General features: G+C 50.9%; 23 protein-coding genes and 1 pseudogene. 16 read left to right on the forward strand and 8 right to left on the reverse strand.

Translation table 11 applies throughout. The annotated features are described in order from the left end of the window. Nucleotides 1-1,422, forward strand: a complete 1,422-nt coding sequence (locus AC04MQ_RS06425; protein ID WP_015092225.1) for a UDP-N-acetylmuramoyl-tripeptide--D-alanyl-D-alanine ligase — start codon at nt 1-3, stop codon at nt 1,420-1,422. Nucleotides 1,423-1,439: 17 nt separating this feature from the next. On the opposite strand, the gene AC04MQ_RS06430 is transcribed toward AC04MQ_RS06425, so the two are convergent. After that, nucleotides 1,440-1,910: a CBS domain-containing protein gene (locus tag AC04MQ_RS06430; RefSeq protein WP_015092224.1), complete on the reverse strand. Its 471-nt coding sequence runs from the start codon at nt 1,908-1,910 to the stop codon at nt 1,440-1,442. Between the two features lie 201 nt (nt 1,911-2,111). On the opposite strand from AC04MQ_RS06430, the gene mraY reads away from it, so the two are divergent. From mraY to murC, 6 genes are all read left to right on the forward strand, one after another. Further along, nucleotides 2,112-3,188, forward strand: a complete 1,077-nt coding sequence (gene mraY, locus AC04MQ_RS06435) for a phospho-N-acetylmuramoyl-pentapeptide-transferase (protein WP_015092223.1) — start codon at nt 2,112-2,114, stop codon at nt 3,186-3,188. A 4-nt stretch (nt 3,189-3,192) separates the two neighbouring features. Further along, nucleotides 3,193-4,581, forward strand: a complete 1,389-nt coding sequence (gene murD / locus AC04MQ_RS06440) for a UDP-N-acetylmuramoyl-L-alanine--D-glutamate ligase (protein ID WP_015092222.1) — start codon at nt 3,193-3,195, stop codon at nt 4,579-4,581. A 77-nt stretch (nt 4,582-4,658) separates the two neighbouring features. Beyond that, nucleotides 4,659-5,033, forward strand: a complete 375-nt coding sequence (locus AC04MQ_RS06445; protein WP_015092221.1) for a hypothetical protein — start codon at nt 4,659-4,661, stop codon at nt 5,031-5,033. A 99-nt stretch (nt 5,034-5,132) separates the two neighbouring features. Beyond that, nucleotides 5,133-6,275, forward strand: a complete 1,143-nt coding sequence (gene ftsW / locus AC04MQ_RS06450) for a putative lipid II flippase FtsW (RefSeq protein ID WP_015092220.1) — start codon at nt 5,133-5,135, stop codon at nt 6,273-6,275. A 1-nt stretch (nt 6,276) separates the two neighbouring features. After that, on the forward strand, nt 6,277-7,350 hold the full coding sequence (murG, locus tag AC04MQ_RS06455; protein ID WP_475391584.1) for an undecaprenyldiphospho-muramoylpentapeptide beta-N-acetylglucosaminyltransferase: 1,074 nt from the start codon (nt 6,277-6,279) through the stop codon (nt 7,348-7,350). Next, complete coding sequence (gene murC / locus AC04MQ_RS06460) at nt 7,347-8,708, forward strand: UDP-N-acetylmuramate--L-alanine ligase (RefSeq protein ID WP_041577960.1); 1,362 nt, start codon at nt 7,347-7,349, stop codon at nt 8,706-8,708. Before murG ends, murC begins: the two co-directional genes overlap by 4 nt. Here murC and AC04MQ_RS06465 read toward each other — a convergent pair. From AC04MQ_RS06465 to AC04MQ_RS06485, 5 genes are all read right to left on the reverse strand, one after another. Then, nucleotides 8,705-9,664, reverse strand: a complete 960-nt coding sequence (locus tag AC04MQ_RS06465) for a 2-hydroxyacid dehydrogenase (RefSeq protein ID WP_475391586.1) — start codon at nt 9,662-9,664, stop codon at nt 8,705-8,707. The genes murC and AC04MQ_RS06465 overlap by 4 nt on opposite strands. Nucleotides 9,665-9,708: 44 nt before the next feature. Next, nucleotides 9,709-11,532, reverse strand: coding sequence for a hypothetical protein (locus tag AC04MQ_RS06470; protein ID WP_015092216.1), 1,824 nt, complete (start codon nt 11,530-11,532; stop codon nt 9,709-9,711). A 140-nt stretch (nt 11,533-11,672) separates the two neighbouring features. Continuing rightward, complete coding sequence (locus AC04MQ_RS06475; RefSeq protein WP_475391588.1) at nt 11,673-13,202, reverse strand: methyl-accepting chemotaxis protein; 1,530 nt, start codon at nt 13,200-13,202, stop codon at nt 11,673-11,675. Between the two features lie 216 nt (nt 13,203-13,418). Beyond that, nucleotides 13,419-14,342: a universal stress protein gene (locus tag AC04MQ_RS06480; RefSeq protein WP_475391590.1), complete on the reverse strand. Its 924-nt coding sequence runs from the start codon at nt 14,340-14,342 to the stop codon at nt 13,419-13,421. 78 nt (nt 14,343-14,420) lie between these two features. Then, the gene (locus tag AC04MQ_RS06485) at nt 14,421-15,959 is read right to left on the reverse strand and encodes a methyl-accepting chemotaxis protein (protein WP_041577959.1); all 1,539 of its coding nucleotides are present in this window, start codon (nt 15,957-15,959) and stop codon (nt 14,421-14,423) included. 194 nt (nt 15,960-16,153) lie between these two features. Here AC04MQ_RS06485 and AC04MQ_RS06490 point away from each other — a divergent pair, with 194 nt between their 5' ends. The 6 genes and pseudogenes from AC04MQ_RS06490 to AC04MQ_RS06515 all read left to right on the forward strand — a co-directional run bounded on the left by AC04MQ_RS06490 (nt 16,154) and on the right by AC04MQ_RS06515 (nt 22,147). Further along, the gene (locus AC04MQ_RS06490; protein ID WP_015092213.1) at nt 16,154-16,900 is read left to right on the forward strand and encodes a cell division protein FtsQ/DivIB; all 747 of its coding nucleotides are present in this window, start codon (nt 16,154-16,156) and stop codon (nt 16,898-16,900) included. A 121-nt stretch (nt 16,901-17,021) separates the two neighbouring features. Further along, nucleotides 17,022-18,278 carry a cell division protein FtsA gene (gene ftsA, locus AC04MQ_RS06495; protein ID WP_011165549.1) on the forward strand — a complete coding sequence of 419 codons (1,257 nt, stop codon included), beginning with the start codon at nt 17,022-17,024 and terminating at the stop codon, nt 18,276-18,278. 61 nt (nt 18,279-18,339) lie between these two features. Then, nucleotides 18,340-19,338 (forward strand): annotated as a pseudogene (ftsZ, locus tag AC04MQ_RS06500) (cell division protein FtsZ); the annotation flags it as partial. Between the two features lie 668 nt (nt 19,339-20,006). Next, on the forward strand, nt 20,007-20,765 hold the full coding sequence (locus tag AC04MQ_RS06505) for a UDP-2,3-diacylglucosamine diphosphatase (protein ID WP_015092211.1): 759 nt from the start codon (nt 20,007-20,009) through the stop codon (nt 20,763-20,765). A gap of 92 nt (nt 20,766-20,857) precedes the next feature. Next, nucleotides 20,858-21,343 carry a hypothetical protein gene (locus AC04MQ_RS06510; RefSeq protein ID WP_015092210.1) on the forward strand — a complete coding sequence of 162 codons (486 nt, stop codon included), beginning with the start codon at nt 20,858-20,860 and terminating at the stop codon, nt 21,341-21,343. A 45-nt stretch (nt 21,344-21,388) separates the two neighbouring features. Beyond that, the gene (locus AC04MQ_RS06515; protein ID WP_041577958.1) at nt 21,389-22,147 is read left to right on the forward strand and encodes a class I SAM-dependent methyltransferase; all 759 of its coding nucleotides are present in this window, start codon (nt 21,389-21,391) and stop codon (nt 22,145-22,147) included. Nucleotides 22,148-22,174: 27 nt separating this feature from the next. Here AC04MQ_RS06515 and hmgA read toward each other — a convergent pair whose 3' ends face one another. Next, nucleotides 22,175-23,464 (reverse strand): homogentisate 1,2-dioxygenase, encoded by a 1,290-nt coding sequence (hmgA, locus tag AC04MQ_RS06520; protein ID WP_235046157.1) that lies wholly within the window; start codon nt 23,462-23,464, stop codon nt 22,175-22,177. A gap of 111 nt (nt 23,465-23,575) precedes the next feature. Between hmgA and AC04MQ_RS06525 the strand changes: the two genes are divergently transcribed. The 3 genes from AC04MQ_RS06525 (at nt 23,576) to AC04MQ_RS06535 (ending at nt 25,140) form a co-directional block, all read left to right on the forward strand. Continuing rightward, entirely contained in the window at nt 23,576-23,995 is a 420-nt protein-coding gene (locus tag AC04MQ_RS06525) for an RrF2 family transcriptional regulator (RefSeq protein WP_041577957.1), read from the forward strand. 59 nt (nt 23,996-24,054) lie between these two features. Continuing rightward, on the forward strand, nt 24,055-24,678 hold the full coding sequence (locus tag AC04MQ_RS06530; RefSeq protein ID WP_015092206.1) for an NAD(P)-dependent oxidoreductase: 624 nt from the start codon (nt 24,055-24,057) through the stop codon (nt 24,676-24,678). Between the two features lie 69 nt (nt 24,679-24,747). Continuing rightward, entirely contained in the window at nt 24,748-25,140 is a 393-nt protein-coding gene (locus AC04MQ_RS06535; RefSeq protein WP_419144696.1) for a nuclear transport factor 2 family protein, read from the forward strand. Here the strand turns inward: AC04MQ_RS06535 and AC04MQ_RS06540 are convergent. Further along, nucleotides 25,137-25,862, reverse strand: coding sequence for a phosphatase domain-containing putative toxin (locus AC04MQ_RS06540; RefSeq protein WP_015092204.1), 726 nt, complete (start codon nt 25,860-25,862; stop codon nt 25,137-25,139). The genes AC04MQ_RS06535 and AC04MQ_RS06540 overlap by 4 nt on opposite strands. Nucleotides 25,863-25,889: the final 27 nt, after the last annotated feature.

Raw genomic sequence — 25,889 nt, forward strand, 5'->3', positions numbered from 1 at the left:
ATGAGAGCCATGGACCTGCAAACAATCGCTAAAGTCACGGGTGCAAAAATCCTGAGCCAGAAAGAAACCAATTTCGCTGGGATCGGCACCGACACCCGCGCCCAGTTGCAGGGTCAGCTTTTCATCGCGCTTAAGGGTGAAGCCTTTGACGCCCACAACTTCCTGGAGAAAGCGGTTGAATCCGGCGCTGCCGCTTTGATGGTGCATGAAGAAAATGCCCAGACCGAAAAGCTGAAGGACAAAGTCACCATCTTGCTGGTCCCTGATACTTTGAAGTCCCTGCAGAAGCTGGGCAACTGGGCCCGTCACGAATCCAGTGCCCGCATTGTCGGGATCACAGGTTCCAACGGTAAAACCACGACCAAAGAATTTACCGCAGCGCTGGTGGGCTCTGCCATGGACGTTCACTACAACAAAGGAAGCTTCAACAATCACTGGGGTGTTCCTTTCACGTTGCTGCAACTGCCTCCGAAAAAAGATGTCGCGATCATTGAGATGGGTATGAATCACGCCGGTGAAATCACCGAGCTGGTGCATATTGCAGAACCGGATGTGGTGGTTTGCACCATGGTGGGCCGCGCGCACATGGAATTTTTTGGCACTATTGAAAAGGTGGCGGAAGCCAAAGAAGAAATCTATGAAGCCGCCGGTGATCAGACCGTGCGCATTTACAATCTGGATAACACACAAACTCACAACATGTACGTGAAAGCGCGCGAGAAATTTCCGAAAGCACGCATCCTGACGTTCTCTTCCGAAGATCCTCGTGCGGATGTGCATTTGATGATTTCATCCATGAATATGAGCGAGATTTCCATCAAGGGTTCTATCGGTGGTGAGGCCGGGACTGCGCGCGTTCAGGTGTTTGGTGCGCAAAACCTGACGAATCTGATGGCGGCAGCCAGCGTGGGTTTGGCGGTCGGTATGACTCCGGCGCAGGTGTGGGCGGGACTTCCCGCTTGTAAAACCAACTGGGGTCGCAATCAGCTGGTGCACTTAAAGTCCGGTGCGCAGATGATCTTTGATGCTTACAACGCTAATCCCGACAGCATGAAAGCTTTGATCGACAATATGAAGCTTTTGACCGTCCCGGGCCGCAAAGTCGGCGTGTTTGGTCAGATGCGTGAACTGGGCTCCGCTTCGGCAAACCTGCATGAAGAACTGGGCACCTGGGTTGGCCAGGCGGGCTTTGATAAAGTTTATTTCATTGGTGATGACGCTGCTGCCTTCGCAAAAGGCCTGAACAGCACGGGATACAAAAACCTGGCGCTGATCGAAAAAGACTATAAAGATTCTTCCGGTCAGGACCTGGCAGGCTTCCTGAAAACCGGCGACATCGCCGTCGTCAAAGCCTCACGCGGGACAAAGCTAGAGCGCTTCGTCTTCCCGTGTGAACCGCTGGATTTCGCCGAAAAACAATAAAGGTTCCCGGTTCTTTTTTAAACTCCCGCTTGTCCGACAAGATAGGCGGTTCGTTGCAGCAGGGGATTTGCGAACAAATCTCCCAAGACCCAAGGGGCGTCTGAAGACTCATCTTTTTTCAGAATCTGATCCAGCAGCACCAGCATGTCTTCCGAAGTCACAATACCAACGACTTCATCATCTTTGGTGATCAGAAAAGCTGAAACCTTTTCTTCGATCATTGCATCGACCACGGCTTTCATTGGCGCTTCAATGGGGAACGTTTTTAAAGGCGAGCTCATTAATTTTCCCACCGGAGTTTCGGTGTGGGGCGAGCGCAGCAGATCCCGCTCTGACAGCATGCCGACGATATAATCCTCTTCTTCATCCAGCACGGGAAGATGGCGAATCCAATAGTTGGTCATCAGACGCAAAGCTTCTGCAGCTGTCGCGTCTTTGCTGACAGTGATGAGTTTTCGGGTCATATGGTCTTTCAACGCAATTTTCACAACGACCTCCTTGCATGCCATTATTTTAGCACTTTCAGGGGCGGTAAACATGAGCCCTGTCATATCACAGATAATTCATTAAACATGAGTGATTACAGTTACTTACAAACTTCCGCTTGATTTTTGTCCAGCGGATGTGCTAAACCCTTTAAGTTCCTAGCAAATTTAAATTTTTAGGTCACAACAGGGGATCAGCGCAGCATGCTTTACCAATGGCTTTATTCAATGGCGGATGAATTCTCGCCACTGAACGTTTTCAGGTACATCACGGTTCGAACCTTTATCGCTTTCTTTACAGCCTTTTTGCTGTGCTGGATGTGGGGTCCGCATTTCATCAAACGTCTTCAGTTGAAGCACTTTGGTCAGGCGATTCGTGATGACGGTCCTCAAACACACAAAAAGAAAGCCGGCACACCAACCATGGGCGGCGGTCTGATTCTTCTTTCCACTTTGATCCCGTGTCTGTTGTGGGTGGATATGATGAACCCGCTGGTATGGGGTGTTCTGATTGTCACTTGGGGCTTCGGGATGATCGGTTACATGGATGACTGGTTGAAAGTCAGCAAAAAGAATTCCAAAGGTCTGTCCGGTAAAATCCGTTTGGCTGGCGAGTTTCTGATCAGCGGACTTGTGGTTCTGGCGCTGGTTCACTTCCACGGCCTAAGCACCGCAGTGACCATTCCATTTGTAAAATCCGTTTCGATTGACCTGGGTTACTTTTATGTGATCTTTGCAGCCCTTGTTGTTGTGGGCACCGCCAATGCGGTGAACCTGACGGACGGTCTGGATGGACTGGCGATTGTTCCGGTGATGATCTCTGCTGCGACTTTGGGTCTGTTTGCATACGTAACCGGACATTTCTCGATCGCGAACTATCTGCAAATCCCCCACGTGGTGGGCGCCGGGGAGCTAAGCATCGTGGCGGCGACCATCGTGGCTGCGGGCATGGGCTTTCTTTGGTTCAATGCGTATCCCGCGCAAGTCTTCATGGGTGACGTGGGTTCGTTGTCCCTGGGCGGTTTCCTTGGCTCCATGGCTGTCATCACTCAAAATGAGTTGTTGATGCTTGTCCTGGGCGGGGTTTTCGTGGTCGAAGCATTGTCAGTGATCACTCAGGTGATCTCTTTCAAAATGACCGGTAAAAGAGTTTTCAAAATGGCGCCGATTCATCATCACTTTGAATTGGGCGGATTGACCGAAACCAAGATCATTGTTCGTTTCTGGATCATTTCCATTTTGCTTGCAGTATTAAGTTTGGCCACTCTGAAGTTGAGGTAAGAAGATGTATAAAGAGTATAGCGATCTAAAAGACAAACGCATTTTGGTTGTGGGATTGGGCAAAACAGGGGTTTCCCTGGCGCACTTCCTGACCAAACATGGCGCACAAGTGACAGTGACAGACCACAAATCCAAGCCGGAACTTTCCGTGCAGCTGGAGCAACTGGGTGAGCTGCCAATCAAGTTTGAACTGGGCGGCCACAGTCCGAAAACCTTCATTGCACAGGATCTGGTGATTCTATCCCCGGGTGTTCCAAGCAATCTGAAGATCTTTGATTATGCCCGTTCTCAGGGTATCAAGATCACCGGTGAGTTCGAATTCTCTGCCGGCTTCATCAAAGAGCCGATCATCGGTCTGACTGGTACCAACGGTAAAACCACAGTGGCGAAAATCACTGAGGCGATCCTGACTGAATCCGGTGTAAGAACGTGGGTTGGTGGGGCGAACGAAAAACCACTGGTGGATTACCTGCGTCTGGATGACAAAGCTCAGGTTGTGATCGCGGAAGTATCAAGCTTCATGCTTGAACACTGTGACACCTTCAATCCGGGCAATATCGTGTTCACGAACCTGGCTGAAAATCACCTGGATCGTTACCGTTCCATGGAAGAATACGTAAACGCAAAACGCCGTATCTTCAAAAACACCAACCAGGCAACCACCAGCATTCTGAATGCGGATGACAACGCGGTTGTTGAACTGGCTCGTGATCCGGCGGTTCAGCGCGGTCGTATCTTCTACTTCTCCCGCAAACCGGCTTTGGAGCCGCAAATCATGAACATCGGTGGCGCTGTGAATATTGGCGACGAAATCCGTGTTCGTACCGGTCCAGAGATCGAAAGCTTCAACATCAAGGGCATGAAAATGCGCGGTAAACATTCCGTGGAAAACATCATGGCGGCGATCCTGGCATCCCGTGAACATGGTGCAACCCGTGAAGCGGTTCAGAAAGTGATCAACACTTTCACCGGTCTTCCTCACCGTATCGAGTACGTGCGCAAAGTGGGCGGAGTTATGTTCTATAACGACTCCAAAGCCACAAACGTGCACGCGGTACTGCGCGCTTTGGACACTTTTGATGAAAACGTGATCCTGATTGCCGGTGGTAAAGACACCAACCTGAATTATGAGCCTTTGCGCACTTCCGTGAAACGCAAGGTGAAAACCCTGATCTTGGTCGGGGAAGCCAAAGAACGTATCAATCGCGACCTTGGTGACTTCTCTGAAACCTTCCTGATCGGTACATTTGAGGAGGCGGTTTTGATCGCTTACCAAAAGTCGAGAATCGGGGACGTTGTCCTGCTTTCTCCGGGTTGCTCAAGCTTTGACATGTTTGACAGTTTCGAAGAACGCGGCGATTATTTTAAAGAAATCGTGAGAAAGTTTCACTGATAATTTACAATCAAGAAACAAGCAAAGGGCCTCGAGGATGAGGCCCTTTGAGTATTAACATGCCAGGAGGGCGCCCCGTGTCTCATCGTCTGCTATTTGCATTGTCCACTTCAGCACTTATTCTTTCCGGTTGTGCGTCCGGATCTTTCAAAGCCCGCCAGGAACAACGTGAAAAGATGGCAGCCAGCACAGGGATGTTCTGTGAATTTCTAAGTGGTGACGTTTACCACGATCTTGATGTCGAGCTGAGCATGAAAATGGCCAACCGCTGCGACGCCAACCGCAATTTCTCTATTACCAACTACAAAAACACTTCCGATCAGAACGGTGTGATCTATTGCTGCGCTACATCCGGACGTGGCGAACGCAAAGCTGCTGCTCCGAAAAAAGCTCCAGTGACTCCTTCCAAACAGGAAGCTGAGCAGTCTGACGCTGAAGTGATCTCCGAGTAATCGGGTCCAGCTTTTTTCCGACCCGATAGACCTTAATCTGGACTTCTGATTAACTTAGAAAGTGGCTCGTGAAGCCACTTTCTCGGGGAGTCCACGTTTATGTTGAGATATCTGTCCAGCAGCCTGTTTCTTGCTATCATCACTCTTTTGGGAATCGGGCTGGTTCAAGTTTATTCCTCCAGCTTTATCTTCGCGATTGAATCCTACGGCGACGGTCTGTTCTTCTTCAAACGACAATTGATCTTTACGGTTTTGGCCATGGGTGTTCTGGTGACAACCATCCACATTCCATTCCGCTACATTGAAAAATACGGCTGGGCTTTGTGGCTGGTGGCGACCCTGGGTGTGTTGGCAACCTTCGTTCCGGGCCTGGGAGTTCGAGTCGGTGGCGCGATCCGCTGGATTCAACTTCCTTTCGGTGTGCGCTTTGAGCCGGGCGAACTTTTGAAGATCGCCTTCAGTGTGTGGTTTGCAAGTTTGCTGTGTCGCCAGGAAAACTTCATGGGGCGTGTTAAGTGGCATTGGATTTTTGTAGCGCTGGTGGCGCCGATGGCGCTGTTGTTGAAACAACCAGACTTTGGAACCTTTGCCATCATCGTGATGGTGGCGGTGACGTTGTTGTTTGCATTCGGTCTGCAGTGGAAATACATCATCGGTGCGGTGGCGGTGATGATCCCGGCGTTCTATTTCCTGGTGATGAGTGTGCCTTATCGCCGCGCGCGTGTTCTGGCCTTCCTGGATCCTTGGGCGGATCCGGCACAAAAGGGCTTCCAGGTGATTCAAAGTATGCTGAGCTTCCATTCCGGCGGATTGACCGGTGCAGGTTTGGGTCAAGGGCAGGGGAAACTGTTCTTCCTTCCTGAAGCGCACACGGACTTTACCCTGGCAGTACTGGGTGAAGAGATGGGCTTTGTTGGTTTTGTTCTGATTTTGGCCTTGTACGGTTTTGTTGTTTTCCGCGGAATGCAGATTGCGGTCAAAGCTGAGGAGCCATTCAAAAGAGCCTTGGCTCTGGGTTTGTCAGTGACATTTGGCTTGAGTGTATTTATCAATGCAGGGGTGGTGATGGGACTTCTTCCCACCAAAGGTTTGACTCTGCCGTTCTTGAGTTACGGTGGAAGTTCTTTGGTGTCCCTGTGCTTTATGTTCGGATTGATTCTGAACATCGAGAACTCTTTCGAAGAAGACAAGTTTTCCCGTCGCTTTGGATCCCGTTGGACAGCTTCAAAGGTGAAAAATTAAAATGACTGTTAAAAAGAATATCGTGATCGCCGGCGGAGGCACTGGCGGACACATCTATCCGGGTATTGCCATCGCCCGGGCTTTGCAAAAGCTTGATCCCAGCATCGAGGTGCACTTTGTCGGCACCTCCAGAGGCCTGGAAAGCAAGATTGTTCCTCGCGAGGGTTTCCCTCTGCATCTGATCGAATCCGGTCAATTGAATGTAAAAAGTCCGATTCAAAAAGTGAAAACCCTGCTGAAGATCCCGGTGGGTCTGTGGCAGTCCATCCGTCTGCTGGGGCAATTGAAGCCTTTGTATGTGATCGGGGTGGGTGGTTATGCTTCCGGTCCGTTTGTGCTGGCAGCCAGCATTATTGGTTTTAACACGGCGGTGTGGGAACCCAATGCGATGCCGGGTATGGCCAATCGTATCTTGTCCCGTTTTGTCGACAAGTGCTTTGTGGTTTTCAACGAAGCCAAAAAACATCTGAAGGGTGACAGCATCATCCAAACCGGGATGCCGGTTCGTGCCGAAATCGAAGCGGCCGTGCACAACAGTTCGAACAATCAAAAGTTCCATTTGCTGGCTTTTGGCGGCAGTCAGGGGTCCCGTATCATCAACAACTGTCTGAGTGACGCGGTGATGAGCGGTGGTGAATGGGTCAAGGATCTTTCTGTCGTTCATCAGTTGGGCAGTGCCGATCTTGAGCGAGTGACTGACAAATACAAGAATGCCCCGTGTGAAGTGCAGCCGTTTGAGTTCATCTTTGACATGGCCAAGTACTATCAGTGGGCGGACATCATTGTCTGCCGTGGTGGGGCCAGCTCTATTGCGGAAGCGGCGGCGTTTGGCATCATTCCTATTATTGTGCCGTTGCCAGCGGCGGATGATCATCAGCAAAAGAATGCGGAAAGCCTTGTGGAAAAAAACGCGGGCCGCATGATTTTGCAGAAAGATTTAACGCCGGAAAGGTTGATTTCAGAAGTCCAATCTTTGCGGGCGGATAAAGATTTGCGTGATCAAATGGTTCGGAATATAAAGAACTTCTATATCCCTCAATCTGCGACCGTGATCGCAAAGGAAATCCTGCAATGAAGTTACAGCACGCCAAATTCCATTTCGTAGGTATCGGAGGCATCGGTATGTGCGGCCTCGCGGAGCTGTTGCACAATATCGGCGCGAAAGTGTCAGGCAGTGATCAGGCTGAAAACGCCAACACGGAAAGACTGAAAGAACTGGGCGTGAAGGTCTTTAAAGGCCACGCTTCCAGCAACGTGGGCGAAGCCGACGTCGTTGTGTATTCCAGTGCGATTCAGTACGGAAATCCTGAGATCTCTGAAGCTCGTGCCCGTCAGATCCCCCTGATCCCGCGTGCCGAGGCTTTGGCTGAAATCATGCGCCTGAAACGCGGTATTGCGGTGGCCGGGACGCACGGTAAGACCACGACAACCTCGATGACTTCAGCGATCTTCCTGGAAGCGAACTTAAGTCCGACGATTGTAATCGGTGGCCGCTTTGAACTGATCAAGTCCACAGCGATGCTGGGTTCCGGTGAATGGCTGGTGGCCGAAGCGGATGAATCTGATGGAAGCTTCCACAAGCTGTCCCCGGAAATCGCGATCATCACCAATATCGACTCGGACCATCTGGAACACTTCAAAACTTTTGAAAATGTGCAGAAGTCCTTCCACGACTTTGCCATGAAAGTTCCTTTCTATGGCAAAGTCATCGTGTGCGGGGATGATCCGCTGGTTCGCCAGATCTTTGAAAACTTCCCGAAAAGAATCCTGTTCTATGGTTTCGATGAAAAGAACGATCTGGTTGTGACGGGCGAACAGGGTCACTATGCGGTTCACCGCAACGATCGTCTGCTGGGTACCAAACATCTGGTGGGTGAATTCAATCTGAAGGTTCCGGGCCGTCACAATGCTTTGAATGCCGTGGCAGCGATCTGTGCCGGGGTGGCAGCGGGAATTCCGTTTGCAACTTGTGCCAAGGGTCTTCAGCGCTATGAAGGTGTGGATCGTCGTTTCCACTTCAAGGGCGAGAAAAAAGGCATCAAAGTCTATGATGACTATGGTCACCATCCGACTGAAGTGCGTGCGGTATTGCAGGCCTTCCGTGAAAAGTATCCGAAACAAAGACTGGTGGTTTTCTTCCAGCCGCATCGTTATTCCCGCACGCAACACTGCTGGCATGACTTTACCACGGCCTTTATGGAGGCGGATCAGGTTCTGCTGACAGATATCTATCCAGCGGGTGAAGCACCAATTCCAGGCGTGACCAGCGAAAAGCTGGCTTCAGAAATGAAGCACGAACATGCCCAGTACTTTGTTCGCGATGATAAATCGACTCAGAAAATTCTGGGCATGCTGAAAGAGGGCGACGTGTTTGTCACCCTTGGTGCCGGAGACGGCTGGAAGCTGGGACTGGATGTCCTGAATCAGCTTTAGTACAAAGAATCCCCGGGGCGTTGGCCTTCCAGCGCCGCGGTGACATTATCCAAAGCCCGATGACCCATGGCGGATCGGGTTTCCACCGTCGCACTTCCCATGTGCGGAGTTAAGAACACATTCGGAAAATCACGCAGTTTCAAGTTGTAATCAGGTTCATGGCAGAACACATCAAGTCCCGCCGCGAACAGATGACCGCTTTCCAGCGCTTTGATCAAAGCATCTTCATCCACCAGGTTCCCACGACCCACATTCACCAGCACCGCATGTTTAGGCAGCAAGGAAAAACTTTTGCTGTCCATGATGCCTTTGGTTTGGGGGGTGCTTGGCGAATTCAATGAAAGAATCTGGCAATGCGGAAGCATGTCGTGGAAGTTCTTGAAATACACCGCATCTTTTTCAAGCTCCGGGGGCAGGCGTTTGTTGTTGCAGTAAAGGACCTTCATGCCAAAACCGCGGGCGCGGTCCGCAAGGGCCCGGCCGATGCGACCCATGCCCAGAATCCCCAAAGTTTTCCCGCTGACCTGCAGGCCCAGCATATCGGTCTGGCTGTAGGTTTTTCTCCAGCCCTCTTGCATGATGGTCATATACTCGCGACCCCGACGGCAGGCATTCAGAAGCAGCATCATGCCCAGATCCGCCGTGCATTCCGTCAGCACATCGGGCGTGTTGCTTAATAGGATGCCGCGCTCTTTTGCAGCACTGATATCCAGATGATCAAAGCCAACGCTGGAGGTTGCGATGATCTTCACTGAATCCGGAAGGGCTTTGATGACTTCGGCGCTGATTTTCTGCCGGGGCACAACCACGATGGCGGCAGGCTGGATCTTGTGAACCTGATCCAGCATTTCTTCGACGGAAAGTTCTTTGGCAGAAATGGTGGCTTTGAACTGGCTTAGGGCACGTTCAAGGACCGAAGCCGGCGGCAAAAAAGAAAAGAGCAGGGTGTGTTTCATCGTGGCCTCCAGAGCTTAGTTTGTAAACCCGGCAGGCCCCGAGGTCAATTTGCGATACGATTCATGCAGTTCCAGTTGGCTTTGAATCGGTTCCCTTGAATTTTCATTGAGGAGGCCAAAGCAAGACATTCAGACCGGCTTAGTTGTTTTTGCTCAGACAATTTGGACCAGCAGTACCAGCGGACATTGTCGGAACTCTCAACATCGGTGTTGCGATCGGCCGCTTCAAGACACGACCCCAGGTGGATATCGTGGTTAAATCGGGTCAAACAATTCCAGTCCACGCCCGTCACACTTTGTGTTTCAAAATTGCGGGCGAAAAGATGACATTTCAACGGATTGTCAATCAGCGGCTCAAACTGGTTGTAGCAGTACCAACGATACCCATCGCGGGATTCCGCACTGTCGCCCGAGGCGGCTTTGGTCAGACAAGTTTCAATCATTTGCGGCAGCATTTCAGTCGGGGCTTTCAGGCCGATACTGTAGCTCATGTCCAGACGGTCCCGCTGAGGCCACTGAGCCGAGGCTTTCAGCAGCTGACTGAGATCATGGGAATACAAGCGGCCTTTTAAAGCGCGCAAGGCTTCGCGGCGAATCGGGGATTCATTGCTGTACATCATCTGTTTTAGCAGACCTTCAACGCCGTCGTCATAACCGCCGAAACACTGGGACAGGCGAGGGATGAACTGCCAGGCATCCGCGGTGAACGGAATCCAGGCGGCTTTCAATTCGGTGTTCTTTAAAAGATCCTTCATCGCGCAGAACTGGTCGGTCACGATGAAATTCAACCCATCCCCCAGGCGCTGGCGGATCAGGCGTTCTTGTTGTTCGGCTTTCACCATGGAAGGAATCAATCCCAGTTGCGCCTGCAGATCCACAAACTGCATTTTCATTTTTAAAGGCAACGAACGAGCCGAGCCGATCTCGACAAAGAAGTTTTCAAAATTACGGGTGGCTTCCGCAGAAGCCCGCAAAGTGTCCTGCAAAAGGGACATGAATAGCGGATTCTGAGTCGCTTCCAATAGAGGTTCATAATATTTCTTCAGATGAAGTTTTTTGGACAGGAAATTGATGGCTTCACGATTTTCGTTGATGCTTTCAGAATATGCATTGCAGGTCAGGGCTTTGTAATTCGGATCGGACTCGGTTTTGGGGGTGACGATGCGATAGCTCATTCCGCCAAACAGTGAATTCAGTTTTTTGGTGTCCGGGCCTTTGCTGAACAGGGTTTGAGCGCTGGTTTCACGCAGGGCTTTTTTCAGCAGGGGGCCAGCGACTTTACCCATAGGGCCGGTGCTGGTGAAACCATGCAGGCGTTCGACGTTGTTAAAGGCGGAAGAAAAGATCTGGCTGATGCTCATGCCATATTCAGAATAGCGGGAAAAAGCCACGCGTTCAGCAAGGTCACGGGGGAAGCCGTTCTTGATCAGGACTTCCACGTATTCTTCGATGGATCGTTTGTCCGGGGTTTTGCTGGAAAGAGTGTTGCAACCCATCAGGAAGACATCCTTGGGTTTGCTTAAAATGCCCGGACATGAATTGTCGCAGCTCAGGCGCTCGATCTCTTTCAAATCCAAAGTGGTGCTGTTGCCTTCACCAAAGAACACGCCACCAAAGTGGCCGGAAATCAAAAGAACGTCGCACTGAATCCCGGAAGCGCAGGCGTTTTGCAGCCAGCGGGGGTTCTTGCCTTCAGACGGAACCAGCTCGGTGATCTCTACATCCTCAGAGGCATAAAGCTGCCTGAGCGCCTCTTTTTCATCGGCGGAATTCAGGGTCATTGTGCAAATACGTTTGGTGGCCGCTTCAACAGAAGGGCTCCCAAGCATAACCAGCAGTCCGAGGCAAAGAAGGGATTTCAGTTTCATACCCGCAAAAACTGCAAACTTCTGTCCATGGCCAGTTAAGAACCAGGCAAGGAAGAGCGTCCACAGCTTGCGCACATGACAAAATGGGGAAGACAAAAAAAGGTGTCTCGTTTTGAGACACCCTTTTTGGATTAGACAAATCAGGCGGCCTTGCGACCTTCAACAACCGAGATCAGCTCTTGAACCATCGAATCCATCTGCTGGGATCTCTGGGCCAGTTCTTCAGCGGCCGACGCGCATTCGCCTGCGGCCGAGGCGTTGTTCTGGGTCACGCGGTCCAGTTCATTGATGGACATGTTGATTGAGCTGACCCCTTGCGACTGCTCAGTGCTTGCTGTGGAGATTTCAATATTCAACGCCGTCAGCTTTTCAATTTGCACCACGATTTCATTCAGCATTGTGCCACTGGCCTGAACGACTTCATGGCCGCTTTCAATTTTGTGAACGCTGTCCTGGATCAGGGTTGCAATTTCTTTGGCAGAGGTTGCGCTTCGTTGTGCCAGCGCCCGCACGGCTTCGGCCACAACGGCAAAGCCTTTGCCCTGTTCGCCGGCACGCGCGGCCTCTACTGCGGCGTTTAGAGCCAGCAGATTGGTCTGGAAGGCAATATCATCGATGACCGAGATGATTTCTTCAATCTTCTTGGAGCTTTTTGCGATGTCGTCCATGGAAAGAATCAGTTTTTCGACTTCATCTTTGCCGTGGCGGGCTTTCGCTTGTGCGGTTTCCGACAGGGAGCGGGCCTCATTCGTATGGCCGGCGTTCAGTTTAATCATGCTCGACATTTCTTCGGTGGCTGACGTGGTTTGTTCAATGGAGGCTGCGGCGGTGGTGGCGGCACTGCTCAGGTCTTGCGAGGACTTTGAGATTTCGGTGCTTGCCTGTGCCACACTGGTGCCGGTTTCTTTCAGTTTCACCGCGATGCCGGAAAGCGCTTTCATCGGGCGGTTGAGCACCACAAAGGCCAGGGCCATGGCGACGATGGACAAGCCCACAGCAACCAGCACGATATACATCGTGGCGTCAGCGGCTGCGGCTTTGACTTTGTCTTTGCTGGAAATCACCGCGAAGCCGCCGTGAAGTTTTCCGTCTGACCAGTCTTCCATGGGATAACCCAGGATGTCCTTTCCGTTTTTCCATGGGGACTGTGAGGGGGCACCATGACAGTTCATGCAACCCTGATTTGAAGACAGACGCACCGGACGGTACACGATCACGTGGTTGTCCGTGGCGGCGGTGAGCTCTTGCAGTTTTGGGTCGGCTTCAAATTTTTTCAGGATCTCCAGTTCTTCCTGAGTGGCGCGATTGTCCGGATTGCGCGGTTCGCCTGAAAAGATGCGGAAGGTGTAGCCTTCTTCTTCAGCGCCCTCGGCACCGACTTTCATCGCGGCAAAGATAGGAACCTGTTTTAGAATGGAAATTTTTGATTCTTTGGAAAGGTTGCCATCCGGATGATCGGCAATGGCTTTTTCAATGCTGGCTTGCAGGCCGCCTTGCGAGGCCACGTAAGAACGCACGGCTTCCAGACGGGATAGAATCGCCTCTGATTTTTCCACCAGATGGGACTCGCCTTCGTGCGAGATGCGGGACGATGCCACGATCACAGCTGCGGTCGTGCAGATCACACAAGCAGTGCCAATACTGATCATAACTTTGGTGCCGAACTTCACTTTGAACCTCTTGTTCCTTTTTTCTTGTTGAATTGGAATGAGGCTCTTATCGAACAAAAGCTCTGTAATCTTCCTTACAAATGTGAGAAGCGTTCTCCACCGGGCGGGGGACTTTTTTTTAGCAACTTGTCCGGTAAGGCCTTATATTTGAAATGAAAAAGGGCAGATGAAGAATCACCTGCCCGGGCAATAAATTTGTAATAAAACGTCGAGCTGTTAAGATCTCACAACAATCACCGGTACGGGTGATTTTGCAATCATGTCGCGAAGGTTGGACCCCAACAGCGTGCCCAAAAGTCCACCATAACTTTCATCACCCATGCAGATCAAATCGCAGTGGCCCGCAGGTCCCGCCAGGAAGGTGTCCACCAGCGGAGTTTTTTCCTGCTCGATGAATCCCTCACAGGAAATACCTTTGCTGCGCAGGCGTTCCAGTTTTTTCTCCATCGAGTTTTGTGCGTCTTTTTTAATGTCGGCGTAAATTGTATCAATGCTTGGAGTCGCTTCACCGGCAGCAAACATGTATTGTTCCACCGTGCGCAGAGTTTCTGCAACCGAGTGATAAAGCACCACGTGGGCCCCCAGACGTTTTGCAAGGCTGACGCCATAGGTTTCAGAAGCACGGCATTTTTTCGTCAGGTCGGTGACGATGGCAATGCGTAAATCTTTTTTAGTCGGCAGGCTATAGTCATCACGCTGGGTTCCTGGCCCAAGAATATAAACCGGACGCTTCACATTGCGCACGACCTCTTCGGCAACACTTCCCAGGAAAAAGCGGTCCATGCCTTTCAGAGCGCGTGAACCGACAATCAGAGCCTCGACACTGTTGTCTTTGACGGCGGCCGAGATTTCTTTTACTGGCGAGCCGAACTTCACAATCAGTTTCCCGGGCACGGCAAAGTTGTTCATGACCGGTGCCAGCTGGTGGTGTTTGTGGCTGATGACCTTGGCTTTTTCAGCGTAAGAAAGGGCCAGGCGTCCGGGGATGTCTTTCAGAGTTTTGACATACAACAAGGAAACGGGGCAATTCAGGCGGACAGACAGGTCCGAGGCGAAGCGACGGTTCACCTGGGATCTTTTTAAGGACGCTTCATCCTTGTGCTCCAGTTCGTCGGCAATAAGAAGTGAATGATTGATCATGCTATCCTCCTTGTCTTGAAGGATAGCACTTTAACTGCACGGGTCTATGATTCCCGTCATCATTTGTCTATTTTTGGGTCATGAAGCGGCTCGGTCCGCATTTCCGCTAATAATAACGTTCAGTTGCTGGACTGCTTCTTCCATGACGGATGACTGACGTGTCAGCTCTTCCGAAGCGGCAGCGCATTCTTCGGCGGCGGCGGCATTGGCTTGGGTGATCTTATCCATGTCTGTCAAAGCCTTGTTAATTTGCAGGATCCCTTGCTCCTGTTCGGAACTGGCTCCGGAAATCTCGGTGTTGAGGGCTGACAGCTTTTCAATGGTGGTCACAATCTCTTTTAAGGAATCGGCACTGGATCGGACCACCTCATGACCGGACTCAATCTTTTCAACACTGTCGTTGATCAGATTGGAAATCTCTTTGGCGGAAGTGGCGCTTCGTTGTGCGAGGCTGCGAACCGCTTCGGCAACAACCGCAAAACCTTTTCCGTGTTCGCCGGCACGAGCCGCTTCGACAGATGCATTCAGCGCCAGCAGATTTGTCTGAAAAGCGATGTCATCAATCACGGTGATGATCTCTTCAATCTTTTTGGAGCTGGAGGTGATTTCGTCCATCGACGTGGTCAGCTTTTGCACCTCGCGTTCACCGATACGTGCTTTTTCCTGGGCGGTGTGCGCCAGATCGCGGGCTTTGGATGCGTGCTGGGAATTCATCTTCACCATGCTGGAAACCTCTTCCGTGGAGGCAGAGGTTTCTTCAATGGAAGCGGCGGCCTTCACGGCGGAATTACTCAGGCTTTGGCTGGAGCTGAAGATCTCATTACCCGTTGTGGAAACTTGCGCGCCCGCACGATTCAAAGTGCTGATGGCTTCAAGCAGGGAGCCCAGTGGTGAACGCAGCAGGAAATAAGACGCCGTCAGAATCACAACGGTGATCAGCAAAGCCCACAGAAGAATCGAGTAAGTTGTGTTGTTGGCCGCTTCTGCCACGCGATCCGTGGAAGAGGTGACGGCAAAGACGCCATGAAGTTTATTGTCGCCCCAGTTTTCCATCGGGAAGCCCAGAATGTCTTTGCCATTGCCCCATGGGCTTTTGGAAGGGTGGCCGTGGCATAGCAGACAGCCTTGAGCTTCAGACAGGCGCACCGGACGATACACAACAACGTCATGATCCCCACTGGCGACAATTTCTTTTAATTCCGGATCGGCTTCAAAGCGTTTCAGAATTTCCAGTTCAGAGGCGGTGGCTTTGTTGGAATCGCGGCGCGGGGCTGCAGTGAAAACGCGGAACTTATAGCCGTCTTTGTCGGCGTTCTCAAAACCCACGGCCATCGAGGCCACGATGGGAACTTTGCGCAGCAGTTGTTTGCGCACATCTTCTGGAAGATTTCCATCCGGGTATTTTTCCACGGCGGCGGTGAAGTCTTCTTTCAGGTTTCCAGAGATGGCGACATAGCCGCGCATGGATTCAAGGCGGGAAAGAATAGCCTGGGATTTGTCGACCAGTTGATCGCGTCCCTGTTCATGGATCTTGGAGGAGGAGATTCCGACGGCGGCCAGAGTGCAGACCACGCAGGATATTGCGACATTTAAAATTACCTTGCTGCCAAATTTCATAGAGTCTCCTTCGCTTGCTATCTATCGGTAATGAGGTCGAAAACAATACGGACTAAAGCTTGTTTTGTTGCGGGCGGAAAAGGTAAGAGCATCAAGGTCCAGTGAAAGACCTTGGTCTTGTTTTGCGGACAGCGTTTCATTGTTGGCGATCTTGTTGCTAATCTAAAATTCACGACAGCAGAGGATTTCCGACTGTGAAGAAGCTCGTTTTAAAACTTATCTTTGGATTCATTGTTCTGCCTGCAGCACTTGCGGGAACGCTTTTTTATCTGAATGAAAATGGCTTTTTCAATATCAGTTCGGTCGAGGTTGTGCTTGAAAATCCACCCGCGGGGCAGGAGCAGTTTTTACGTCCTCACGTCGATCGCCTGGAGGCAAGTCTTGCCCGATACAAAGGCGTTTCTCTTTGGAATATCAAACTTAAAAAAGTATCCCGTGAAGTCGACGCCCTGAACTGGGTGGATGGTTTGAATATCAAAAGAAGCTGGCCGACGACTTTGTCTGTGCGCGTGCGCCCGCATGAGGTGAAGCTTCTGTTCATGGCCAAAGGTGGAAAGCTTGTTCCTATTATTAAAGATGGAACTTTCCTGGATCCGGTTGAAAGCAAGCAGGCTCCGGATGTTGTGCTGCTTGATGGAGAAGGCTTTGTGAAAAAAACAGAACTTCGCAAGAAGGCTGTTGATGTGGTTGAACAAATTCCTGCTGAAGGATCGTTCAGCAGAAAAACAATTTCTGAAATTCGTTACGACAATAAAGAAGGCTTCTGGATGACCATGATCAAAACTGGAATCCAGGTGAAGATGGGCGAAGACCAAGTGTCTTTGAAGTCTGCACGAGTCAGCCAAGTCGTCGATTATCTCGAATCCCGCCAGTTTGACGCGCGCGTCATAGACGCGAATCTGTCAAAGAAAGTCCTTGTCAGGTTGCGTAAGGATCCCTAAGCTTAAGTCTGGAAGACCGATCAAAGTCGGGTAGATGCCCCCTTAGAAGCCCCTTAAAATGATTTTAACGGGTGGTCTTTCCTGAAACTTTTATAGTTTAGGCATCCGTGAGGACTTAAGGATGAGTACATCAAAACCCAAAGCTCCGGTATTGGCTGGCTTGGACATTGGTTCTACCAAGGTCTCTTTTGTCATCGGCACAGTTAATCCCGAAGGAAAAATCGAAGTCGCAGGCGTGGGCACCGCTCCCAATACAGGGATCCGCCAGGGTGTCGTAGTCAATATCGAAGCCACGACTGATTCCATTAGAAAAGCCAAAGAAGAAGCAGAATTGATGTCCGGTTACACCGTATCCGAAGTGTGGGTGGGTGTTGCTGGTTCGCACATTTCTTCATTTGATTCCAAGGGCATGGTCGCGATCAAGAACCGCGAAGTCACTGCCTCTGAAATTGACCGTGTTATCGAAGCTGCCAAGGCAGTGGCGGTTCCAACGGATCGTTCTGTTCTTCACGTACTTCCAAGAGAATTCAAAGTCGACGGCCAGGACGGGATCACAGATCCTATCGGCATGTCCGGCATCCGCTTGGAAGCCAATGTGCACATCGTGACCGGTGGTCAGAGTGCTATCAATAATACAGTAAAATGTGTTGAAAAAGCCGGTTTGAAAATCGCAGGCCTGGTTCTTTCCCAGCTGGCATCCGCTACTGCGGTGATGTCCAACGATGAAAAGAATCTGGGTGTGTGCGTGGTTGATATGGGTGGCGGCGCTTGTAACGCCCTTTACTTCGTCAACGGCAGTGTGGCTCACTCCTCTGTAATTCCAGTGGGTGGCCAGCACTTCACTCACGACGTGGCGGTGGGGTTGAGAACTCCGCAGTTCGCGGCGGAAGAGCTGAAAAAGAAGCATGGTTGTGCCATGGCTTCTATGGTGAATGAAAATGAAACTGTTGAGGTCGAGGGTGTCGGCGGAAGAAAATCCCGCGTGATTCCTCGCAAGGACCTTGCGGATGTTATCGAAGCTCGTGCAGAGGAGACTCTGAACCTGATTGCCAATGACATTCGTATGAGCGGCCTGATGCCAATGCTTGGTGGCGGGATTGTTCTTACAGGGGGCGCAAGCAACCTGGATGGTCTGATCGAGATGGGAGAGTTTATCTTTGATATTCCGGTTCGCAGAGGGGCACCTCGTGAAATCGGTGGTCTGACGGATGTGGTGAAGTCTGGAGAATTCTCCGCCGCTGTTGGACTGTTGCAGTATGCATTGGGGCAGAGAAAAGATCTGCTTCAAACGCACCAACAGCAACAGGAAGTGAACATTGGTGAATCGCTGGACGGGATCACCAAGAAGATCAAAGAATTTTTTGGACAGATTTTTTAAATTTATAGCCTGAGTTCGCCCAAGCCTCGGCGACGGCGGATGATTCTGTGGGGAGGATCAAATGTTTGAATTGGAAGAAAATATCAATATTGGTGCAAATATTAAAGTAGTGGGCGTCGGCGGTGGCGGCAGCAACGCAGTTGCCACAATGATCGAATCCGGCATGAACGGTGTTGAATTCATCGTTGCCAATACAGATATCCAGGCCCTGAACGCCAGCAAATCTCCGAATAAGATCCAGTTGGGTCTTGACCTTACAAAAGGTCTTGGCGCGGGTGCAAATCCGGATGTGGGTCGCAGAGCTGCGATCGAGTCCTACAATGAAATCGTTGAAAAATTGGAAGGCTCCGACATGGTCTTCGTCACTGCGGGTATGGGTGGCGGAACTGGGACTGGTGGCGCTCCGATCGTCGCGAAGATTGCGCGTGAGCTTGGCGCACTGACTATCGGTGTTGTTACCAAACCCTTCCTGTTCGAAGGAAAAAAACGCGGCAAACACGCTGAAGGCGGTCTGTCTGAACTGAAAGAAAACGTGGACACTCTGATCGTGATCCCGAATCAGAAACTTCTTTCCATCGCGGCGGAAAGAACTCCGCTTCTGGAAACCTTCAAAAAAGCGGACGAAGTTCTTCTTCAGGCTGTTAAAGGTATCTCTGATCTGATCAACATCCGCGGTCTTATCAATCTGGACTTCGCAGATATCCGCACTGTTATGTCCTCCAAAGGCATTGCAATCATGGGTACTGGCGCAGCTAAAGGTGACAACCGTGCGGTTGAAGCGGCTACTGCGGCGATCTCTTCTCCATTGCTGGAAAATGTGAAGATCGATGGCGCTACTGGCATCATCATCAACGTAACTGGTGGTTCTGACCTTTCTTTGTATGAAGTGAACGAAGCTTCCACTCTGATCACTGAAGCGGCTCATGAAGATGCAGAAATCATCTTCGGTGCGGTTATCGATGAAAGCATGGGCGATGAAGTTCGTGTGACTGTGATCGCAACTGGTTTCGATGCTCACGACGTGAAGCTTGTGAACGACATGGCTCAGGTTAATCAAATGCAGAATTTCCTGAACCAGAACGCAGCTCACTTCGGTGGCATGAACATGCAGATGCCGCAAATGCCGCAACAGATGGCTCAAATGCCACAGATGCCGGTAATGCCGCAGATGCCACAAATGCCTCAGTACCCGCAAATGCCGGTTATGCCGACTATGCCACAAATGCCAGTTATGCCTCAGATGCCAGCGGTTGAACTTCCGCCGATCACTGCGGTTCAGACTCAGGTTCAGTCTTTTACGCTTCAACCACAGCAGACAGAGGCAGCTCCTCAGGTTACTGAGACTGTGGTTGTTCCCCCTGTAGCTGCCGTGACTCCACAGATGGCTCAGCAGGCAGCACAAAACATGATGCCTCAGATGCCGGTTCAGGCTCAGCAGGTTCCTGCACAACAGGAAGTTGCAACCCCGATCCAGCCGCAAGTGGAATCATCTTTGTCCCCGCGTGACATGTTGCTGGCTAAAGCCCGCGCTTTCAAAGAAAGCCAGGACTTGAAATCCAAGCACAATAACCCGGAACAGCTGTCCATGAATGTGGATCACGAACAGCAGTCTTTGGAAGAAGCGCGCCGCATGGCTCGTGAAGTCCTGAGCTCACCGTTCTCCAGCCAGAATCTTGAAGTTCCTGCCTTTATCCGCAAGAAACAAGGATTCGATCTGAATAAAGAATAGTGGAAGCCTGGTTCATATCCGACATTCACTTGAAAACCGCTGAAGAGCGCAATGGGAAAATCCTGTTGCGCTTTTTGCGTTCTTTGCTGGCGGGCAATCCGCAGCAAGTTCACCTTTTCATGCTCGGGGATATCTTCGATCTGTGGGTGGGTGGTCATACCTATTTCGCCAAAAAATTCGAACCTTTGATGCAGACACTGGGAGACCTTCGCAAAGCCGGGGCCCGGATCACGTTCATCGAAGGAAACCACGATGTTCACGTGGAGGGTTACTTCCAAAAACGTCTGGGGATCGAAGTTTTTGTCGAGGCTCAGTATTATCTGATCGACGGGGTTCGTGTGCGTTGTGAGCACGGGGATCTGATCAATATGAATGACGAGAAGTATCTTAAATACCGCAGCATCATTCGCAATCCCTATATCAAACCACTGGGAAATATTCTGCCGGGTAAGTTCTGGGATCACATCGGAAACAAAGCCAGCAAAAAAAGCCGCGAACGCAGTGGACATTATCGTGTGTCCAATGAAGGTGAGCTGATCACGATGATTCGCAAGCACACTCCGGTAGCCTATGCGGAAAAGCCTTTTGATCTGATTGTCTCTGGACACATGCACGTGTTTGACGATCACACCGAAGCCATCAACGGGCACTCCGTGCGCTCGGTGAATCTGGGGTCGTGGTTTGAAGAGCGCGTGAAAGTCTTCTGTCTGAAAAATGGCGTGGGCGAATGGGTGTATCTTCCTTCTGAAGAGTCCTAAGTACTACGCCGAATCCTCTGGATCACTTAAAAGTCTGAAGTTTTGCGGTCACGGTCTGCAGGGCGTATCCTTTTTGTATTCAAGGAGGAATTATGAAAAAAGCCGCCAGCGCTTTGGTGTTTTTGTTTGCCATGACAACTCAAGCCGCCGTGGAAATGACGGTGCAAAAAGAGGCCTTCGTCATTCATTCCACGTCCATCAGCTGCATGGCTTATCAGGACGGATCAAATCGTCGTGATATTGCTTCTCCGTACATTGATATTCCACAGATTCGTATCGCCAACCGCAGTGGGGAATTTTTTGCGCCGGCAATGATTCAGGTCACCTTCAAGTCCTCAATTCGTTCTTACACCTGCACTTATTCTGACTATCAGCTGGATGCCATTGGTATTCCGGTGCGCATGACCAACAACGAAATTCTTGATCTGACTTGTCCGATCAAGTGCGGCGGCTTGCCAATCGGCAGCCCTGAAAAAGTCACAGCCACTGTCGAGTTGATCGGGTACACCGAATCCGGCAACGGCCATATGACGCCCGTTAAAATCCAAAAGAAAATGGACATCATCAACCCCAACTAAAAGGTACCTGCTTACTTTTCCGAAGCGTTGCGGTATAGTTCAGATATGGATTTCAAACCGACTCAACGCTTTAGTGACCGGGTTGATAACTACGTCAAGTTTCGACCCTCGTATCCCTCCGAACTGCTTAAGTTTTTCATCGACCAATTGGGGTTAAGGCCGGACATGGCGGTGGCTGATGTGGGTTCGGGGACGGGGATTTCGACCGAGATCTTTTTGGACAACGGAAACAAAGTTTACGGTGTAGAGCCCAACGCCAAAATGCGGGCTGCTGCTGAAAAGACGCTGGTGGGTTATCCTGACTTTCACAGTGTGAACGGTTCATCGGAAAACACCGGGCTGCCTGCCGACAGCGTGGATTTCGTGATTGCCGCTCAAGCCTTTCACTGGTTTGAGCCGGTGGCGACGCAGAAAGAGTTCAAACGCATTCTGAAATCGCCGGGAACGGCGGCGTTGATCTGGAATGATCGTCGTATGACGGGCACGGGATTTAACGTGGACTATGAAGCACTGATTGCGAACTATGGTTCAGATTATAAGCAGGTTCGTCACAACAATATCGATCAGGCGCAGATTGAAAGTTTTCTGGGTGCCTACAATGAGCATGTGATTTTCAATTATCAGGATCTGGATTTCGCAGGATTGCTGGGGCGGTTGTTGTCTTCTTCGTACATGCCTCAGATGGACAGTGCAGCGTATCCCGCGATGAAAGCCGAATTGGAAGCGATCTTCGATAAATATCAGAAAAACGGAATGGTGCGGATTGAATACGACACGCGTATTTTTCACGCCCGAATGAAATAAAAAAGCCGGGTTGCCCCGGCTTTTTCTTTATTTGAAGTATTTCTTAAAACCCTGCCAGCAGTTCTGATAGTCGTCCTGCAGGAAGTCTTTTCCCATCGCGAAGTCCGTCACCATATATGGTGAACGGGATTCAAACATAAAGGCCATGGTGGCTTCGATTTTGTGCGGTTTCAAATCCGCGTTGCTGGCTTTTTCAAATGCATCCACATCCGGCCCGTGAGCGGAATAGAAGTTGTGCAGGCTGCCGCCGCCAGGAACAAAGCCCCCAGCGGTTTTCGCGTCGTATTCGCCATAGATCAAACCCATGTATTCGCTCATGCAGTTGCGGTGGAAGTACGGCGGGCGGAAGGTGTGTTCACCCACCATCCAGCGTGGCGGGAAGATCGCAAAGTCCACGTTCGCGGTGCCCGGAACTTCACTTGGTGAAGTCAGCACAGTGAAGATGGATGGATCTGGATGATCATAGCTGACAGTGTTGATGGTGTTAAATTTGCGTAGGTCATACTTGAATGGAACAAAGTTTCCATGCCATGCAACCACATCCAGTGGCGAGTGACCGATTTCAGCGCCCCACAGTTCGCCGGCAAATTTGCCGACCAGTTCAAACTTTCCTTCTTTGTCTTCGAACGCCGCCACCGGAGTCAGGAAGTGACGACGGTGTGCAAGGCCGTTGGCGCCAATCGGGCCCAGATCCGGCAGTCTGAATGCCGCACCAAAGTTTTCACCGATATAACCAGTGCAAGTGGTGCCTTCTTTCAGTGGATTCACCTGGAACTTCATTCCACGGGGAACCAGTGCGATTTCGCCGGGTTCAACTTCCATAAAGCCCATTTCGGTTTTCACATGCAAAGAACCTTTTTGAGGAACCAGCAGGAAGTCACCATCGGCATTCATGAAGTAACGCGTGTCCATGGACTTGTTGAAGGAATAAAGATGCGCATTCAAACCACGTTGTTCGTGCACAGAGCCTGTGCCACACACCGTGCGGATGCCTTCCACGAAATCCTGCTTCGCGGAAGTTTCAGCCAGCGGATTCCAGCGCATTTGATTGGGATTGATGTGCTGAGGCTTGAAGAAGGTTTTGGAAGTCAGATCCTTCAACGGAGCAAAAGGCTTGTGCATCACGGACGGGCGGATGCGATACAGCCAGGAAAACATATTGGAATGACGAGGAGCTGTAAAGGCCGTGCCGCTAAGCTGTTCAGGGTAAAGACCCGCCGGGGCCTTTTGTGGAGAGTTCTGGTCCTGAGGCAAAGAGTTCGGGCGAGCTTCTGTGGAAAAGTGATTTCCGAAACCTGATAAGTATTTTGTTTCCATATGGGACAGATAATCAGGTCCCAGGTAAAAAATCAACAGGGATGCCCCTCAACCGCGGGGGCTGATAAATGACCTCTTGACGGGCTTAAATGAAACTAATATAGTTACAGTATGGCAGCTAATAGCAGATTCGCAGTTGCGACTCATATTATGACCCTGGTAGCTCACGATGCCCCCAATGGGGAGCTTCTGAAGAGCGACATTGTGGCGGGAAGCGTCAACACCAATCCGGTGGTGGTGCGCCGTCTGATGGCCGAGCTTTCCAAAGCGGGTCTGCTGACTTGTCATCAGGGAAAAGGCGGCGGAGTCGAACTGGCCCGACCGGCAGAGAAGATCACCCTGCGTGACATTTATCAGGCCGTTGGTGAATCCGACGTATTTGCTTTCAACCCGAACCGGCCCAATACAAGATGTCCTGTCAGCACCAGCATGGCGAAGCTGCTGACGCCGGTATTTTCGGAAGTGAATGACTGCGTGGCAGATCAGCTGAAGCAGACGAAGCTTTCGGATCTGGTTCACAAGGTCGACTAGGGCTTCTGTTTTTTTGCATTAAACTGTAACAAATATGGTTACTAACAAAGGAGAAAACCATGAATGTAGCACTGATCGGAGCTTCCGGATTTATCGGAACCGACATTTTGGAAGAACTGCTAAGCCGCGGACACAAAGTCACCGCCATTGTCAGAAATCCCGAAAAAATCAAATCCCGCGAAAATCTGCTGGTGAAAAAAGCCGATGTCACTGACACGGACAAGCTGGCTGAAATTCTGAAGGGTCAGGACGCTGTTGTGAGTGCCTATAATCCAGGAACTGACATGAGTGTGACTGGCGCCAAATCCTATGCAGCCGCAACGAAAAAAGCTGGCATCAAACGTCTGCTGATTGTGGGTGGGGCCGGGTCTTTGGAGATTTCTCCGGGAGTGCAGTTGGTGGATACGCCTCAGTTCCCCGCGGAATGGAAAGACGGCGCACGCGCCACGCGCGAGATTCTGAACTTCATCCGCACCCAGAACGATCTGGATTGGACCTTCTTCAGTCCGGCACTGATGATCGAACCAGGGCCTCGCACCGGCAAGTTCCGTCTGGGAAAAGACAATCCGGTCTTTGATGCAAAAAACGAAAGCCGAATTTCCACCGCCGACTATGCTGTCGCCATGGTGGATGAACTGGAAAAATCCCTGCACCTTAAACAACGTTTCACCATTGGTTACTAGAAAGGGCATTCGATGAAAGCATTTAAAGCAGTAACTGCCGCATTGATTCTGTCTTTGGCCCTTCCGGCGATGGCAAAGAAAACCACCGTGGAAGAAAATAAGAAAATCGTCACTGATTTCTATAATATGGTCTTTCGAGATCACAAGGTTCAGGAAGCCGCCGACAAGTACTTTGGTTCAAAGTACATTCAGCACAATCCCATGGTTCCGGACGGGGTGAAACCGTTCACGGGCTATTTCATTCCGCACTTCAAAGCCAATCCTGAAGCTCGCAGCGAAATCAAGCGTGTGGTTGCTGAAGGGGATCTGGTGGTTTTGCATGTCTTGTCCAAACAGAACAAAGACGACCGCGGACGCGCGATCGTGGACATCTTCCGTGTTGAAGGCGGCAAGATTGTCGAGCACTGGGACGTGATTCAGGAGATTCCTGAAAAGGCCGCAAATACCAACACCATGTTCTAGTTTCTTTTGCTGACGCAGCGGAAAGCCGCAGCGTTTTCAATCACGGGTTCCTGATTGCACAGGGACCCGTGCAGGTTCTGCCCGCGTGCGCGGGCTTCTGTCAGCACCGTGGCCATTTTCAGATAGGTCGGCGTCAGTGTTTCACGAATCTTGGCGACAACCTCTTTGTAAGGCTTGCGTGGATTACCCGCTTCATAACCCCGGGCACACATTTCGGTTTTAAAGGCCTGTGCTGCCGTTTCAAATTCACCGGTCCACAGGCCCCACAGACCCGCCAGATAACCCGTGCGGTCTTCACCCACCGTGCAGTGGAAGTAAATGCTTCTTCCGGCCTTTACTGATCTTTCAATTGTTTTTAAAGCCTCAATCGTCATGCGGCAGGCCGCTTTGTAGTCATGCAGGTCTTTCCACGGAAAGGGCACATGAGTGATCGCCGCGGCAGAAAGACCCGCGTTTTGCAGCTGGGTGATTTCTTTGGCCACTTCGCCTTTGGTGTCGGTTTTAAAGATCAGAACTTCTTCGATGCCGGAATCCAGCAGCTCATGAATCTGGGCCTTGTTTCTGGGCTCCATCCCACGCACCACACGAGCGCCACTGGCGTCGCTATATACTTCGTGCGAATTGGGAATGCTTAAACCTTCAATCGTGCCGCCAAAGGCTGACTGCAGGGACCAGGCGGGGGAGCAGATCAAAAGAATAAAACTGATCAGAAGTGCTTTCATGGCCCCGGTTTCTATTTAAAAACCGGG

It is taken from the genome of Bdellovibrio sp. MYbb2 (assembly GCF_056175685.1).